16 protein-coding genes are annotated in these 14273 nt (G+C 50.2%); 5 read left to right on the top strand and 11 right to left on the bottom strand.

Annotated features, from left to right (window positions below):
- Window positions 1-8: 8 nt before the first annotated feature.
- A complete protein-coding gene (locus tag BM200_RS16835) occupies window positions 9-848 on the bottom strand; it encodes a nucleotidyltransferase family protein (protein WP_091187547.1) in 840 nt (279 codons plus the stop codon).
- Between the two features lie 205 nt (window positions 849-1053).
- Window positions 1054-1950, bottom strand: a complete 897-nt coding sequence (locus BM200_RS16830; protein WP_091187545.1) for an alpha/beta fold hydrolase — start codon at window positions 1948-1950, stop codon at window positions 1054-1056.
- Window positions 1951-2069: 119 nt separating this feature from the next.
- Here BM200_RS16830 and BM200_RS16825 point away from each other — a divergent pair, with 119 nt between their 5' ends.
- A complete protein-coding gene (locus BM200_RS16825) occupies window positions 2070-2768 on the top strand; it encodes a helix-turn-helix domain-containing protein (protein WP_245773053.1) in 699 nt (232 codons plus the stop codon).
- Window positions 2769-2797: 29 nt separating this feature from the next.
- On the opposite strand, the gene BM200_RS16820 is transcribed toward BM200_RS16825, so the two are convergent.
- From BM200_RS16820 to BM200_RS16810, 3 genes are read right to left on the bottom strand one after another with little or no spacing between them, the layout of a single operon-like run.
- On the bottom strand, window positions 2798-3697 hold the full coding sequence (locus BM200_RS16820) for a DMT family transporter (RefSeq protein ID WP_091187542.1): 900 nt from the start codon (window positions 3695-3697) through the stop codon (window positions 2798-2800).
- Window positions 3698-3713: 16 nt separating this feature from the next.
- The gene (locus BM200_RS16815) at window positions 3714-4388 is read right to left on the bottom strand and encodes an LrgB family protein (protein ID WP_091187541.1); all 675 of its coding nucleotides are present in this window, start codon (window positions 4386-4388) and stop codon (window positions 3714-3716) included.
- Window positions 4385-4756: a CidA/LrgA family protein gene (locus BM200_RS16810; RefSeq protein ID WP_091187539.1), complete on the bottom strand. Its 372-nt coding sequence runs from the start codon at window positions 4754-4756 to the stop codon at window positions 4385-4387. Before BM200_RS16810 ends, BM200_RS16815 begins: the two co-directional genes overlap by 4 nt.
- Window positions 4757-4865: 109 nt before the next feature.
- Between BM200_RS16810 and cidR the strand changes: the two genes are divergently transcribed.
- Window positions 4866-5753, top strand: a complete 888-nt coding sequence (gene cidR / locus BM200_RS16805) for a cidABC operon transcriptional activator CidR (protein WP_091187538.1) — start codon at window positions 4866-4868, stop codon at window positions 5751-5753.
- 75 nt (window positions 5754-5828) lie between these two features.
- On the opposite strand, the gene BM200_RS16800 is transcribed toward cidR, so the two are convergent.
- A complete protein-coding gene (locus BM200_RS16800) occupies window positions 5829-6167 on the bottom strand; it encodes a hypothetical protein (RefSeq protein WP_091187536.1) in 339 nt (112 codons plus the stop codon).
- Between the two features lie 143 nt (window positions 6168-6310).
- Between BM200_RS16800 and BM200_RS16795 the strand changes: the two genes are divergently transcribed.
- A complete protein-coding gene (locus tag BM200_RS16795) occupies window positions 6311-7210 on the top strand; it encodes an SDR family oxidoreductase (protein WP_091187535.1) in 900 nt (299 codons plus the stop codon).
- Between the two features lie 65 nt (window positions 7211-7275).
- Here BM200_RS16795 and BM200_RS16790 read toward each other — a convergent pair whose 3' ends face one another.
- The 4 genes from BM200_RS16790 to BM200_RS16775 form a co-directional block, all read right to left on the bottom strand.
- Complete coding sequence (locus BM200_RS16790; RefSeq protein WP_091187533.1) at window positions 7276-7833, bottom strand: DUF1697 domain-containing protein; 558 nt, start codon at window positions 7831-7833, stop codon at window positions 7276-7278.
- Entirely contained in the window at window positions 7830-9662 is a 1833-nt protein-coding gene (locus BM200_RS16785; protein WP_245773052.1) for an ABC transporter ATP-binding protein, read from the bottom strand. The genes BM200_RS16790 and BM200_RS16785 overlap by 4 nt, the downstream gene beginning before the upstream one ends.
- Window positions 9663-9677: 15 nt before the next feature.
- Window positions 9678-10103, bottom strand: coding sequence for a MarR family winged helix-turn-helix transcriptional regulator (locus BM200_RS16780; RefSeq protein ID WP_091187530.1), 426 nt, complete (start codon window positions 10101-10103; stop codon window positions 9678-9680).
- Between the two features lie 100 nt (window positions 10104-10203).
- Window positions 10204-10944 (bottom strand): phytanoyl-CoA dioxygenase family protein, encoded by a 741-nt coding sequence (locus BM200_RS16775; RefSeq protein ID WP_091187528.1) that lies wholly within the window; start codon window positions 10942-10944, stop codon window positions 10204-10206.
- Window positions 10945-11095: 151 nt separating this feature from the next.
- Here BM200_RS16775 and BM200_RS16770 point away from each other — a divergent pair, with 151 nt between their 5' ends.
- Complete coding sequence (locus BM200_RS16770) at window positions 11096-11887, top strand: AraC family transcriptional regulator (RefSeq protein ID WP_091187527.1); 792 nt, start codon at window positions 11096-11098, stop codon at window positions 11885-11887.
- Here BM200_RS16770 and BM200_RS16765 read toward each other — a convergent pair.
- Window positions 11855-12976, bottom strand: a complete 1122-nt coding sequence (locus BM200_RS16765) for a tetratricopeptide repeat-containing glycosyltransferase family 2 protein (protein ID WP_091187525.1) — start codon at window positions 12974-12976, stop codon at window positions 11855-11857. The two genes, BM200_RS16770 and BM200_RS16765, sit on opposite strands and share 33 nt — an antisense overlap.
- A 224-nt stretch (window positions 12977-13200) precedes the next feature.
- Here BM200_RS16765 and BM200_RS16760 point away from each other — a divergent pair.
- Window positions 13201-14273 (top strand): collagen-like protein (locus BM200_RS16760; protein ID WP_139230801.1); only part of this gene is annotated, 1073 nt, incomplete at its 3' end.

Genomic DNA, 14273 nt, shown 5'->3' with positions numbered 1-14273 from the left:
TTTCCAGTTTAAGATTTAGTCATTAGCTTGTCTGTTTCCTCAATAAGTTCGCGCATCCCATTAAGAGCTTTGTGTAAACTAACTTGATTCTCTGTTAATAAGCTGAAAATTTCATTCATTCTATAGGAGTATCGGCTTGGCACGATGCGAAACGAATCGGCAATGGCAGCAGCTCCTTTTTCATTCATCAAGTAAGCTTCATTAATAGCAAACAATACCTGATTCAAGCAAGCTGCCGAACGGAAGCAACAACCAGCGATATATGATAAATCGTTTTTGTGGATCCCTTTATATCCATTTTCAAGAGAGAAGTTCGCCTCCCAAAAAAATTTTTGAATGATTGCTTTTTTAAAAACAGGCGGGTATGAGATTGTTCTGTTTTTCAGTCTAGCTGCAACCCCCGATGGATCCCATAACACTTTACATAGCGCAATCTCTGCCAAATAAATCGAGTTGGCAAATCCGTGGGGATGTCCTGGTTGATAATCAATGGTGATATCTCCCCCAATACATTGATCAATGACTTGTGACACTTTGTTTTGGTCACGGAATAATAAATCGACAGGCGTTTGATTGATTTTCAACCACCCTCCACCATTGATCCATGGTCCCCATTCGCCTAATTCTGTCACTGCGTTTTCTCTATGCTCAACATCCATTGCAGCAGCAGCCTGACGGAGCCCGGGAATGTCCAGCCCTATTTCGGAATCATAGTAGATCCCGATATCAATATCGGAATTGGGACTTTCAGTCCCTCTGGCTCTTGAGCCTCCGAGCACTATCGCACTTACGCCTTTAACTTGTTTTAAACGGTCAACGATATTCGAAATGGTATGTTCAACGTTCATATTCCTCACCAGTCCTTTAATCAATTAAGTTCAATTATACTGTAAGGAAAGGATGCTTGGTGAAGTTACCTTTATGTATAAAAAAACTGCCCTTAAAGTATCTCCTTTAAAGGCAGCTCCATCAGAGCGTGTCCAATCAAGGAACAACCATCCTGATCACGCTGCCGATTTTATTGGACCTATGAGTAAAAAAGGCGTTACAGGCTTAGGCCTGTAACGCCTTTTTGTTTAGCACTTGTTCAAAAGCATCGTTAAAGTAACGCATCACATATTTCGCAACATGACATTCGAAGGACGTATAATCCGTCTTCACCGCCGAAGGATCCGCAATAAACTCATGTATACGTTCAAACGTAAATTGCGGTTGATCTATAAATAACGTATTGTTCGCATCCGGAACGACAATTAAGGAAGAATGCATGAGCAGCTGTGAAGATAAGGCATTGGAAGTCAAAGTGATCGAATCATCGGCGCCAACCAGAGTCAGCGTAGGATGGGCCAAATGCGCAAAGTCCTCGTTTACCGGAGCCCCCGCGTATAATTCCAGAGCATCAAAATATGTCCCCGGCGATACTGACATATAGGCAGATATGATTTTTCCGTATAACACACTGTCCCCGGGCAGCTTGAACAACCCGTTTACCAAGCTTTCTGCAAGAGTCAGCATCGTTCCATTACTTGTAAGCTGCTTGCGGCTATGGACGATGGACTCGACTGTTTTTCTTGGTAAGAAGGCTGGCGTTGAAAGCAGAATGAGGCTTTTCACCAGCTCCGCATACTGCAGGCTGAACTTCACAGCCAGGCTGGCACCAAAGCCATGTCCGAGCAGGTGGACCGGCCCCAGCTCCAGCTGTGTCAGCAGCATATGCAGGTCCCCGGTAAATAACTCCCAGCTTACGGGAGTCTCTCCCCGCCCCGTACGGCCATGTCCCCGCATATCCAGCAGAACAACCCGATAATGCTCCCTGACATAGGGAAGAATGGGCTCCCAAATCTCTTGGTCAAGCCCCAAGCCATGTATTAAAACGATGGTTTCCGCTGAGGGATCCGAATGATAGATATGATAGTTGACCGGAATATCCCGTACTTGGATAAATGGCATAGAATCCTCCTACGATAATGAACTGAATCTATCATATCTCCATTACGCGCATACGTCTGTTGACTTTAAGTCACATAGCAGATAATCTCATAGATGAATACTAGATTCTGGGGGCTGTCATGATGGATATTCGCACCGAATTCGGACAAAGAATCAAAGAGCTGCGGGCCCGGAGCGGAATGTCTCAGGAGCATCTGGCCTATCGAGCTGGGCTGGACCGGAGTTACATAAGCGGAGTGGAACGCGGAGAACGGAATGTCAGCATTATTAATATCGAGAAAATCGCGGCTGCCCTGCAAATAAGCGTCGCCTATCTGTTCTCGGGTGAACGGTTCTCTCCCACGCAGGCTTATCAGCCGAAGGAATTTATCGTACCTTTTAAAGATAGAATCCAATATACGCTTGATCCGGACAAGAAGCTGCTTTCCTTTCAGGTGAACGGTCTGGCATCGGGGAAACATGATGTTGAATATATGTCTAACATAGTGCTTGGCATCTGTTCGGCTTATAGCAAAGATGAGCTGGACGTGCTGGTGGACCACCGCGGCATGAAAACGGCAGATGGCGAGCCTGTCGTCTATTCGCCGGAGGTTGCGGAAAGAGCCGTACAATTCCAGCAGGAGCTTACCGCCTACAGCAAAAAGGTTATTGTCCTCTGCAATTCAGAGTTTATGGTGGAGCAATTGAACCATGTGGCCAAATCCAGCGGCATCTATGATAAAGCGACCCATCTGTTCGATAAAGACCGGGATATGGTCGGCAAAGCTTACGAAATGCTGGATATTCATGATCATCAATTTATCCGGTCAGACAACTAAACCGCCTGCGAAGGCGGTTTTTATTATGGTTACGAACCAGGCAATACGCTCAGACGCCTCGGCCTATTCACCAGATAAATACTGCCGAGCACCAGCAGAAGGCCAATAAGCAGCGTATAAGTGAACGGTTCATGCAGAAACATCGTGCCAATCAAGATCGCGACAAGCGGAATAAGGAAGGTAAAGGAGGCTACCTTGCTCGCTTCCCCCGAGTCCATCAGCTTATAGAAGACAAGCCAGCCGAGCGCAATCACAAAGATCGAGATAAATAACAAGCTGGCAATAAATTTGCCGTTCCATTCCACTTCAGACCAGCTTTCCGTCAAGGAGCCAAGTCCGGTCATAAACGATCCGCCAATGATCAGCTGGAGGGTAACCAGCCATAGGTTATCTACCCTGCTGCTTGATTTTTTCACATAGATGGTGCCAAGCGCCCAACTAAGCGCTGAACCAAGCGCCAGCAAAATACCGGCTACGGAAATATGCCCCGTTGTACCGCTCGCCCCGCTGGATATAACCGCTACGCCGGCAAATCCAAGGACCAGCCCCGTTAGTTTCAACCCGTTCATCAGCTCTCCAAGCCACAACCATGAGAAAAGTCCGACCAGAACGGGCTGCAGGAATACAATCGCCGAGAACAATCCGGCAGGCAAATATTGAATGCCAATTGTCTGCAGGCCGTAATACAGTACTACATTGACAACGGCGGATATGACATAGATGAACCATGTCTGCCGGAAGTTCAACCGAGAGTATCTTGGAACCGCTGCGGTAAGGAGAAGCAAACCGCCGAGCAAGGTCCGGACTCCAGAAAATAGAACAGGCGGCATATAATGCAGCGCATATTTGGAAAGAGGCCAGTTAATGCCCCACACCAGCACCAGAAATAATATCAGTAGAAAGGTTTGCTGCTTCGATAAGGGCTGCATGGTAATTCCTCCCGGTCTAATGCCCCAACAGGAGCGGTGTCAGAAATAAGGTAATCATAGCCGCTAATATCATCGACACGCTGGATACGGTGCCAGATATACTGCCAAGCTCAAACGCCTTGGACGTCCCCGCTCCATGCGCGCTTGTTCCTAACAGAACACCTCGCGCAACGTCATTGCGAATGCGGAATAATTGAATAATGGGCGGCCCAATCAGAGAGCCAAAGATCCCTGTCACCATCACGGCAACCGCCGTTATGGTCGGAATGCCGCCAATGGACTGGGAGACATTCATCGCAATCGGAGTTGTTGCGGAATGCGGGATCAGACTATATATGATTGTCTCATTTAGTCCCAATCCTTTTGCCAGCCATAAAGAAGAAGCAACCGCTGCCGCAGAGCCGGTTAATACGCTGATCATAATTTGAGCAGCATGCTTCTTGATCAGATCATAATGTCTGGATAAAGGAATGGCAAAAGCAATCGTTGCCGGCCCCAGCATATCGGACAACCAGTGAGCACCCGCGTTATAGTCGGCATAACTGGTTTGCGTCACAGCCAGCAGCAGAATCAGCACAGCCGGCGTCAGAATTAATGGAGATAAGAGCATATGCGGTATATGCCGGTGCAGCTTTTTGGCTAGTATATATACGATAACCGTAATGAGCAAGCTTGCGGCCGCGATCATCATCCGTGTGATCCCTCCTTGCGTTTAGCAACCTGCTGGGCGACAAGTCCGCTGCATAGCATAACGATAATGGTGCCTAATGCAATTACTAAGGCGATTTGAACGCCGGCGTTCATCATGAGCTGCCGGTATCCGATGATGCCAACGGCAGGCGGAATAAAAAAGAGCAGCATCGTAGCAATCAGCCAATCCGAACCGGATTCTACACATTTGCGCGGAATGATCTTTGCCTGCAGCAACATGAACAGCAGAATCATCCCCAGAATACTGCCGGGAACAGGAAGATGGAGCCACTCTGCGAGCCGGTTCATCAACCATGAGAATCCAATAAAGAACATAATTTGAAGCATTAATTTGGTCAGGTAACGCATAACAGCCAACTCCCTTTAATGGAAGTGTACAGCAGCCATTTTCATAGGTAAAATACATTTACAGAATGTTTTTCATTCCATTTATCTATGGTTAAGGAGAAGCTGACGATTGGATATCCGACATTTGCAATATTTTGTGGAAGCCGCCCGCTTCCAAAGCTTTACGAAAGCCGCTCAATCCCTCTACATCACCCAGCCAACGATCAGCAAGATGATCAAGAACCTCGAAGAGGAGCTTGGAGTCGTCTTGTTCGAACGTTCCGGCAAAAGAATCGCGTTAACCGATGCCGGCTCTATTCTGCTGACGCAAGCCCAGCAAATGGTCCTGTCTTTTAGTCAAATGAACTCGCGCTTGTCCGAATTAATGGAGCTGAAGGTCGGCCATATCCGCATTGGCCTTCCGCCAATGGTTGGCGTCACCTTCTTCCCCCGCATTATCGGAAAGTTTCGGGAGAAATATCCCAAAATTACGATGCAGCTATTTGAGCATGGGGCCAAAAAAGTGGAAGCCGACGTAGGCTCGGGGGAACTGGATATCGGGGTTATTTTGCTGCCAACTAACGAGGAAAAGTTCGAATCCTTTTGTTTCTTGCGCCAAAACCTGATGCTTATTGTCCCTCCCTCGCATAAGCTCGCGAATCGGAATGAGGTCTCGCTTATTGAACTCAAGGAAGAGCCTTTCCTGCTGTTCCACGAAGACTTTACGCTGCATGACCGGATTATTGCGGAATGCGAGAAACTTGGATTCCTGCCGGATGTCGTCTACAAAAGCACGCAATGGGATTTCATCAGCGAGATGGTGGCGGCAAATTTGGGCATTGCCCTTCTGCCTGAAGCGGTCTGCAATGAACTGGATCAGAACCGTCTGCGGGTAATCCCGCTAACCTCGCCGATTATCCCTTGGCATCTGGCCATTATCTGGCGCAGGGACAGCTACCTGTCGTATGCCACGCGGGAATGGATCGCGTTTGCGAGAGAGACGCTGCAGCCTGAGTAGGATATTAGATCCGTTAAACGAGATACCCCAGACAAAACGAAAAAGACCCCAATCAGGGTCTTTTTCGTTTATTATTTATTTATTTCGGCTAATCCTTGGACGCGGCGGCGGACCGCCTGGACCGCCTGGACCACCCGGACCAAAACCTGGCCCGCCTGGACCGCCCGGACCAAAACCTGGCCCGCCCGGACCGCCCGGACCAAAGCCAGGACCGCCTGGGCCTCCTGGACCCCACGGTCCTGGACCTCCCCATGGACCGCCCCATGGCGGACGCGGCGGCGGTCCCCAGCCCCACCATGGCGGACGTGGAGGCGGCCCCCAGCCCCAAGGTTGCGGCTGCCAGCCCCATGGCTGTACAGGCTGTATGAATCCGCCCTGCCCCGGAGGAATAAATCCCCGATTTGTTTTCGTCATTTGAAATTACTCCTTTTCAGAAAAGTAATTTAATGCCTGCGTTAGCGTATGTGAATACCCATGCACTGGTATAGGCGAACATAACACCTCGCAAGGATTAGGTGAATATCCTGTATAAACTCTTCTGTTTTGGAGGAACAACAATGATTCCAATTTATCCTTATTACAGCCAGGAAACGAAGTGCAAACAGGTACCTATTACCTTCCCGCCTCAGCACCAGAATCAGCAGCCTGGACTGGAGTACCTCATGAATCCGGTACCTATCTCGGATAATCCTGAATATAAAGGCAGCGGCAAGCTGAAAGGAAAGGTTGCGATTATTACGGGCGGTGACAGCGGAATCGGGCGCGCCGTTGCGATCGGTTATTCCAAGGAAGGCGCAGATGTGGCCATCGTGTATTTATACGAACGCGAGGATGCGCTGGCGACAAAGCAGATGGTGGAGAAATACGGAGGACGCTGTTTGCTGATCGAAGGGGACCTCAGAAAGCCTGAGTTCTCGGCTGAAATCGTACACAAGACCATCGAATGCTATGGATGTCTGGATATCCTCGTATTGAACCAAGCCGTACAATTTCCTCAGAAATGTATTACGGACATAACCAATGAGCAGCTGGAAGATACGTACCGGACGAACATTTTCCCTCACTTCTATCTGACGAAGGCGGCGCTGCCTCACCTTAAAGCCGGCAGCTCCATTATTAGCACCGCATCCGTTACGGCCTACGCAGGAGCACCTTTGCTTGTTGACTATTCCTCGACTAAAGGAGCTATTGTCTCCTTTACGCGCTCCTTGTCGCTCCAGCTTGTAAGCTGTGGAATAAGGGTAAACGCCGTTGCACCGGGTCCCGTCTGGACGCCGCTTATCGTATCGAGCTATTCAGCCGAATATGTCAAAACCTTTGGCCTCGAGACACCAATGAAACGCGCCGGTCAGCCATTCGAGCTTGCACCAACTTACATTTATCTCGCTTCGGATGACTCCTCTTTTGTTACCGGCCAGGTTCTGCATGTGAACGGCGGGGTTATGACGGAGACATAATCCAGAAACGACAAAAGTGACCAGCCCGCTCGATCAAGCAGACTGGTCACTATTACAAATTAGCCTTATTGCATCCCATCCGATAGGGAGACAAGCTTATTAATCGTATTCCAATTGCGGACCGTGGAATGGACGCCAAGCTTCTCCGCTTTGACGGCAAGCTTGGAATTGCGGACGGTTTGATAAAACAGAAAATACAAATCCCGTCCCTTGCTGCCAAAAATCTCTTCCTCCGTCTCGAATATGCGGAGGTTCTCAAGCTGTTCGGCCGACGGCTCTTCCAGCATCATCGACACATACAAGGATTCGCCCTGCGCACTTGCTGCCGCAGCCGCGAGTTGTTCTTCCGTAAACGGACAACTGGCAGCAATGGCACGCATTTCCTCTGCCGTCCGCATAACAACCTTAATGCGCAGACCAAACACCGTTTCAATCTGCTGCTCGATCCGGCTTCGCAAAGCTGCTTCATCCTCTTCCGACTTAAACAAAATGTTACCGCTCTGAATATAGGTTTGAACATCCCGCAACCCGATTGAGGTCAATGCCTCTCTCAAGTCCGCCATCTTGATCTTGTTTTTCCCGCCGACATTAATGCCGCGCAGCAATGCGATATATATACTCATAGCTCCTCCTTTTCCGGCTGCATCCGTTCGAACTGCTTGGCATGCAAGTCTTTGTATACCCCGCCAAGCTTAAGCAGTTCATCATGCCGTCCCTCTTCGACGATTGTCCCGTCCTGGACAACCAGAATCAGATCAGCCGCCATAATGGTAGACAACCGGTGCGCAATAACGATACTAGTCTTATTCTGCAAAAGAACGCTCATTGCCTTCCGGATATAGTACTCCGATACGGTATCAAGCGAAGAAGTCGCTTCATCCATGATGATAATGGCCGGATTTTTGAGCAGCACTCTCGCAATCGAGATTCTCTGCTTCTCTCCGCCCGACAGCTTCATCCCCCGGTTCCCTACAACCGTGTCATAACTTTCCGGCAGCTCCATAATAAAATCATGAATATAGGCGGCTTTACATGCCCCCTGCATTTCTTCTTCGGATGCCGCGTCACTTGCATACATCAAGTTTTCACGGATCGTCCCGTTAAACAGATAGCTGTCCTGCATGACCAGACCAATCTGGGAACGGAGAGACTCCAGCGTCATCTCCCGGATGTCTTTGCTTCCGATCCGTATGCTGCCTGAATCGCGCTCGTAGAGTCGCGGCAGCAGGTTCGTAATGGTCGTCTTCCCCGCTCCGCTTGGTCCAACAAGAGCCGTCATCTTCCCCGCTGCAGCCGTAAACGAGATATGCCGCAAAGCCTGCTTGTCTCGCTGATACGCAAAGCTCACATCCTCAAACACAATATCCTGCCCGGATAAATCTGCCGGCAGAGCCCCGGGTTTGTTCTCGATCACCGGTTCCATATCGAAATAATCGAAGATCCGCTCAAACAGCGCGATGGAACGGTTGATATCAACGTACAGGTTTGTCATTTGCCCGAAAGGCCCGTAAATCCGGCCCAAGAGGGCAACAAAGCTGATAATTTCCCCGACCGAAATCTCGCCCTGGATATATAAATAACCGCCGTACAAGTAAATAAGCATCGGTCCGATACTTGTGAAAGTAGAGAGAAGCATCATAAACCAGCGGCCAGCCATCGATTCCCTGATCTGCAGGCGCGTTGATTCGCCGTTCACGGCTTTGAAGCCCTCATATTCCTTGCGTTCTTTCGTGAACAGCTTCATCAGCAGATAGCCGCTTATACTAAGCGTCTCCTGAATGATATGGTTTTGCTCAGACATTTTCTCCTGCGTCTGCTTCGCGATTCTCCAGCGGACGCGGCCCATTTTCCGGGTAGGAAACAAAAACAGTGGCACAACGCACATCCCCAGAACAGCAAGCTTCCAGTTCATGACGAACAACGTTCCAAGCGTCGTCGCCAGTATAAACAGGTTGCTTGCGAAATTCACGACCGTGCTGTTAAACACTCCCTGAATTCCGGAAATATCGCTGGTCATTCTCGTTATGACTTCGCCCTGCTTCACGTTAGAGTAGAACTGCATCGGCATCTTCTGCAAATGGCGGTACATCTGATTTTTCATATCGTACACGATATTTTGCGAGATATAAGAGTTGAGATAGCTTTGCAGAACGCCTAGCAGGCCGGAAGCAACGGTTGCCGCGAGCGATATAAGAACCAGCTCCAACAGCAGTCTCATATCTTTATTCGGCAGCGCATCATCGACGATATGCTGAATAAAGATGGGCGGCAGGAGCCCTAATCCCGACGAAACGAGCAAGATAAACAAAACAACAATCGTCTGCTTCCAATAGGGGATAAAATAGGCAGCAATCCGGGCCAGCATCGCTTTCGTAATCGTTGGCTTCGCCCCGTCGTCGTACTTCATGTTGTTAAAGCCCATTCCCCCTGGTCCTCCATACATTTTGGACATTGGGATTCCCTCTTTCTATAGATGATTCAAAATCTGCTGATGAAGCTTGTGCAGCTTATCGACATCCTCCTGCGGCAATTGCTCAAGCGCATGTCTTAAGGCCTTATACGAGGCCGCTTCCTGATGATAGAGCAGGCAAAGTTCTTCACCAGCCGGTGTTATAAATAACTGAATTTCCCGCCGGTCATGCTCGGAAGGCTCCCGGACGACAAGCCCTTTCTCGACAAGCTGATCAATATGTACGCTAACCCGGCTTTTTGCAAAAACAAGCTGCTCCGTCAATTCCTTCTGCTTCTGACCCGGATTTAGCCTTACCGACTCCAGAATATTGATCTGGTGAACCGTTACCCCCAGATTAGCCGCGCTATGAAAAGCCAGCTTTTTCAACTGACGCGTGATACGGAAGAAAGATTGGTAGATGTCCATTGAATCCGCTGCCATCGCAAAGCCACCTTCTTTAGTTATTATTGTGAACCGTTACGGTTGTTAACTAATTATACGCAAAAAGAAGAGAGCTTTCCAGCTCCCTTCAGTGTTCTTATTATAATGGATATTTCTGGCGCAGATCTTCCCGGTGGAGAACATGGGAATCCTCCCGGATATAATGGCAGACATAGGAACGGCGCCATCTGTCCAGGCTCCGGTTTTTGCCGGAAGAGTGGATTAGGAGCTCGCTGAAAAACAAGATGTCTCCCTTCTCCATCACAACCGGTACTTGCCTGCTCGTATCTACGCCTTCCGTCTCCTCCGTCCATGGCTCATGCTCTTCGATGTTTTTGACCGCGCCGTGCGGCAGCAGCCCCAGCTTATGCGTACCCGGCATCACCCATAGGCAGCCGTTCTCGATATCGATCAGATCCTCCATCGCCGTCCATGCCGCAATCATCGTCATCGGATCATTCTTAATATAGTAGTAATCCTGATGAGCAGCCTGTCCCGGAGAGCCCGGTTCTTTGTAGAAATACATGCTTTGCACGCACACTGCCTCTTTGCCCATCAATTGCGCCAGCGCTCCGCGGACAACCGCATGCTTCATCAGCTGTCTGGACATGCCGTCATGCTTGTGGGGATTAAAGAGCCGGAGCGAATATTTTTTCGCTTCATCACATGCTGCCCACTCCGGCATCGGCGACTGGTTCCTGATCTCGTAGATGTGTCCGTTAAAGGCATCGATCAAGTCGCTGGACATGCCGTTCTTCCATAATAAATAGCCGTTCTCTCTGAAAAAAACAATCTGATCTTCCGAAAGGGGAGTTAGAGGAGCCGTATAAGTCGTATTCACTTTTCATTCTCCTTTATGATTCAAAATGATTTGCGATACCCTTATCGTACTCCCGCTCCATGGTCCGGACAATGGCTGTCAATTACACATTTGTATCTGTGATTGATATTTATCGTTTACATAGCTTACAATCAGGCTATGGGGTGATTCTATGAACGTAATATCAGCTGTCGCCGGCTCCGTCGTCTATCCGCCGGGTGGAAAATTCGGTCCGCGAATCCAGAAGGATATTCAGCTTGTTATGCTGTATACCGGCGAGATGTCCGTCACTATCGACGGCAGGGAGCTTCATGTTCAGCCAGGTCATGTCGTCCTTCTTCTTCCCGGGCATGAAGAGCAATTCGCATTCTCCAAAACCGAGGATACCTGGCATCGCTGGATTGCCCTGCATGTTCCAGAGCTGGAGGAAAAGTCGCGGGAGGCCTTCCGCAGCCTGCCGGAATACCTTCCCCTTACGGAGGATATGAACCGGCTCACCGATCTCCTTCTCCGTCTGCAGCGGGATGCCTCGCCATCTGATCCCGTTATCCTGCAGCTTGGACTTGCCGCCTTGCATCTGTACCCGGTTGAATCCCAGCGTAGCATGGACCAGAAGGAGAAGCATCCCGCCATCTATTCCGCGTTGTCCTGGATTCGGGAGCATTATGCCGAAGAGGTCACTTTAAAGGAAATGGCCGCTGTCGCAAAGGTTTCTCCTGAGCATCTGGTCCGCCTGTTCAAGCAGTATGAGCAAGCTACGCCATTTCAATATTTGTGGAGCTTCCGCATTCAGAAAGCGGTAGAACTGCTCACGAATACTGGTCTTACCGTTACCGAAATCGCGCTGCGCTGCGGCTTCAAGACCTCGCATCATTTTGCCAGGCAGCTTAAGCAGTCTACGGGCCGCACCGCCTCCGAAATCCGGCAGTTATCATGGAGCGGTTTGCGAAAGGCTGGCATTTGATCGGTCCAATGACTGATCCGATAGTAACAGCCCTTCCAAATAAGTTTTATTATGCAGCACCGACGGGTGATCGGGGCGGTAAGCCCGGGCGATTTCATTATGCTCATACGCTTTCAGCCACTGACCAAGCTTGTCGTAACAGACACATAGCTGAAGATGCGGCAGCCAGGTGGAGCAGGAGGTGTTCTGCATCGACCATGCCTCTTCCTGCCTTGGCGCCCGTAAGGCGGATTCATACCAGAAGGCGGCGTTCTCATAGGCACACGACTGCAGATGATAATAGCCGATCCGGCAGCAATTATCCGCCCGAGGGCTTCCGTAGCGAAAAGACGAGAGCGCGGATTCAAGAGCTAACTGCTGATCGCCTAGCGCAGCATGACAATCCGCCAGCTTGCCGCATGCGGCCACGTTATCCTCCACCCACCCTTTTTTCGAATGAAGGAACCGGTTGTAATACAGAATAGCTTTCTCATAACGGCTGTGATCCTTCAATTCATTCGCGTAATAGTACAAGTCTCTTGGACTGAATTCTTCGCCTCTTGCCAGGCGCTGCTCATAAATCCGCAGATTCCTGTCGCTGTCATGCCTGGTGCTGGCATGGGTAACGGCAATCTCAGAAGCAAGGGCTGCCCCATATACCTCCAAATATTCATGAACCGCGCCGATCCACCGGAACTGGCGGGCACGCTTCACTAACCGGTTGCGGCGCAGCCTGTTTGTTACCATTCCGCTCTCATCCTTCGACAAATGGTAGTACATCGATACGGTGTCCACTTCGGGAGAAAGGGATGCCTTCAGCTCCAGCAGCATCACCTGATCCTCTTCCATAAAAATATCGTCCGCATCCAGCCAAAGTATGTACTCGGAGGTCGCCTTGCCAAATGCGAAGTTGCGCGCGGCAGCGAAGTCTTCAATCCATTCAAAGTCATATATCCGGGACGTATAAGATGAGGCAATTTCCTTGGTTCTGTCTATGGATCCTGTATCAACCACAATGATTTCATCCGCAATGCCTTTCACCGAATCCAGGCAGCGTGCCAGAACATCCTCCTCATTCCTCACGATAAGACAGAGACTAATGCTGATCATGGACCAACACCCTTTCGTTCGTGTTTTTCCCCGAGTAAATGACAGCTTTCGATGGACATGCCCTTTATTTCCTTTAGGCTTAAAGAATATTACTAATTTATGGAACATATTTTTCAATATTCCATTATCAGGGTGTGCGATGAGGTGAAGAGAAAGGAGAACTCTTGCCGCAATCCAGGTCATAGGTAATCGTCAATCGAGCAGCTAGAGGAGTGAATGAAAGAATGGCCAACGGTATAATACCGATTACCGCATCACAATTAAATTCCTTACGCAATTTACTGACGGATTTGTCCAACCTGCTTCCAAGCGTTCTCGAAAATCCTACATCCAGCCGGATATCCCAGCTAAATACCATTTTGGCAGAGCTTCGGCAACTCGCATTAAACATTGATTTTGAGGTTGAGCAGCAAGCAACCCTGCTTGCTGCTCTTGAAAATCTGATTTCCCATGTTGAAACAACGTCGTTCTCTCCTCTTGGCACAGTCATTTTATGTGAGTATTTAACAAATATACTTTGGGCGTATGGACTGTTATTTAATATTGCTGCAGGAGATAAGGACGCCTTGATCGGTCAAATACGTACAATAAGCCGCCAGCTTGCCATTACCTTTACTGCCATTGCCCCTTCCGCTGGCCCGCCAGGGCCTCAAGGACCGGCCGGTGTTGCAGGTCCAGCCGGGCCAGCAGGTGCTGCCGGGGCAGCAGGACCTGCTGGACCTGCTGGACCTGCTGGAACAGTTGGACCAACCGGAGCGACTGGGCCTGCTGGAGCTGACGGCATTCCTGGGACGGCGGGACCTGCAGGTGCAGACGGGGCCGCTGGCCCAACCGGTGCTACTGGAGCCACCGGTGCCGGTGATACCGGAGCGACCGGGGTAACGGGGATAACGGGAGTAACTGGTGCCACTGGGGCAACAGGGGCCACGGGCGCTGGTGATACCGGGGCGACAGGGGTAACAGGGATAACTGGAGCTACTGGAGCTACTGGAGCTACTGGAGCTACTGGAGCTACTGGAGCTACTGGAGCTACTGGAGCTACTGGCGCTGGTGTTACCGGGGCTACGGGTGACACGGGAGCGACCGGCGTGACTGGAGCCACTGGTGTTACTGGCGCGACCGGTGTGACTGGAGCCACTGGCGACACCGGTGCGACTGGCGTTACCGGAGCCACTGGCGACACGGGCGCGACCGGCGTGACAGGAGCTACGGGCGACACGGGCGCGACTGGCGTTACCGGAGCTACAGGTGACACGGGCGCGACCGGCGACACCGGTGCGACTGGCGTAACCGGAGC

The organism is Paenibacillus catalpae (assembly GCF_900112695.1).
GTDB lineage: Bacteria > Bacillota > Bacilli > Paenibacillales > Paenibacillaceae > Pristimantibacillus > Pristimantibacillus catalpae.
The sequence above is the reverse complement of the archived record's forward strand: the minus strand, read 5'-3'. Positions and strand labels throughout refer to the sequence as shown.

Bases quoted from the DNA above. Each gene is read 5' to 3' on its own strand.
- BM200_RS16835 (WP_091187547.1), bottom strand. From the start codon at position 848: ATGAACGTTGAACATACCATTTCGAATATCGTTGACCGTTTAAAACAA.
- BM200_RS16830 (WP_091187545.1), bottom strand. From the start codon at position 1,950: ATGCCATTTATCCAAGTACGGGATATTCCGGTCAACTATCATATCTAT.
- BM200_RS16825 (WP_245773053.1), top strand. From the start codon at position 2,070: ATGATGGATATTCGCACCGAATTCGGACAAAGAATCAAAGAGCTGCGG.
- BM200_RS16820 (WP_091187542.1), bottom strand. From the start codon at position 3,697: ATGCAGCCCTTATCGAAGCAGCAAACCTTTCTACTGATATTATTTCTG.
- BM200_RS16815 (WP_091187541.1), bottom strand. From the start codon at position 4,388: ATGATGATCGCGGCCGCAAGCTTGCTCATTACGGTTATCGTATATATA.
- BM200_RS16810 (WP_091187539.1), bottom strand. From the start codon at position 4,756: ATGCGTTACCTGACCAAATTAATGCTTCAAATTATGTTCTTTATTGGA.
- BM200_RS16800 (WP_091187536.1), bottom strand. From the start codon at position 6,167: ATGACGAAAACAAATCGGGGATTTATTCCTCCGGGGCAGGGCGGATTC.
- BM200_RS16795 (WP_091187535.1), top strand. From the start codon at position 6,311: ATGATTCCAATTTATCCTTATTACAGCCAGGAAACGAAGTGCAAACAG.
- BM200_RS16790 (WP_091187533.1), bottom strand. From the start codon at position 7,833: ATGAGTATATATATCGCATTGCTGCGCGGCATTAATGTCGGCGGGAAA.
- BM200_RS16785 (WP_245773052.1), bottom strand. From the start codon at position 9,662: ATGTCCAAAATGTATGGAGGACCAGGGGGAATGGGCTTTAACAACATG.
- BM200_RS16780 (WP_091187530.1), bottom strand. From the start codon at position 10,103: ATGGCAGCGGATTCAATGGACATCTACCAATCTTTCTTCCGTATCACG.
- BM200_RS16770 (WP_091187527.1), top strand. From the start codon at position 11,096: ATGAACGTAATATCAGCTGTCGCCGGCTCCGTCGTCTATCCGCCGGGT.
- BM200_RS16765 (WP_091187525.1), bottom strand. From the start codon at position 12,976: ATGATCAGCATTAGTCTCTGTCTTATCGTGAGGAATGAGGAGGATGTT.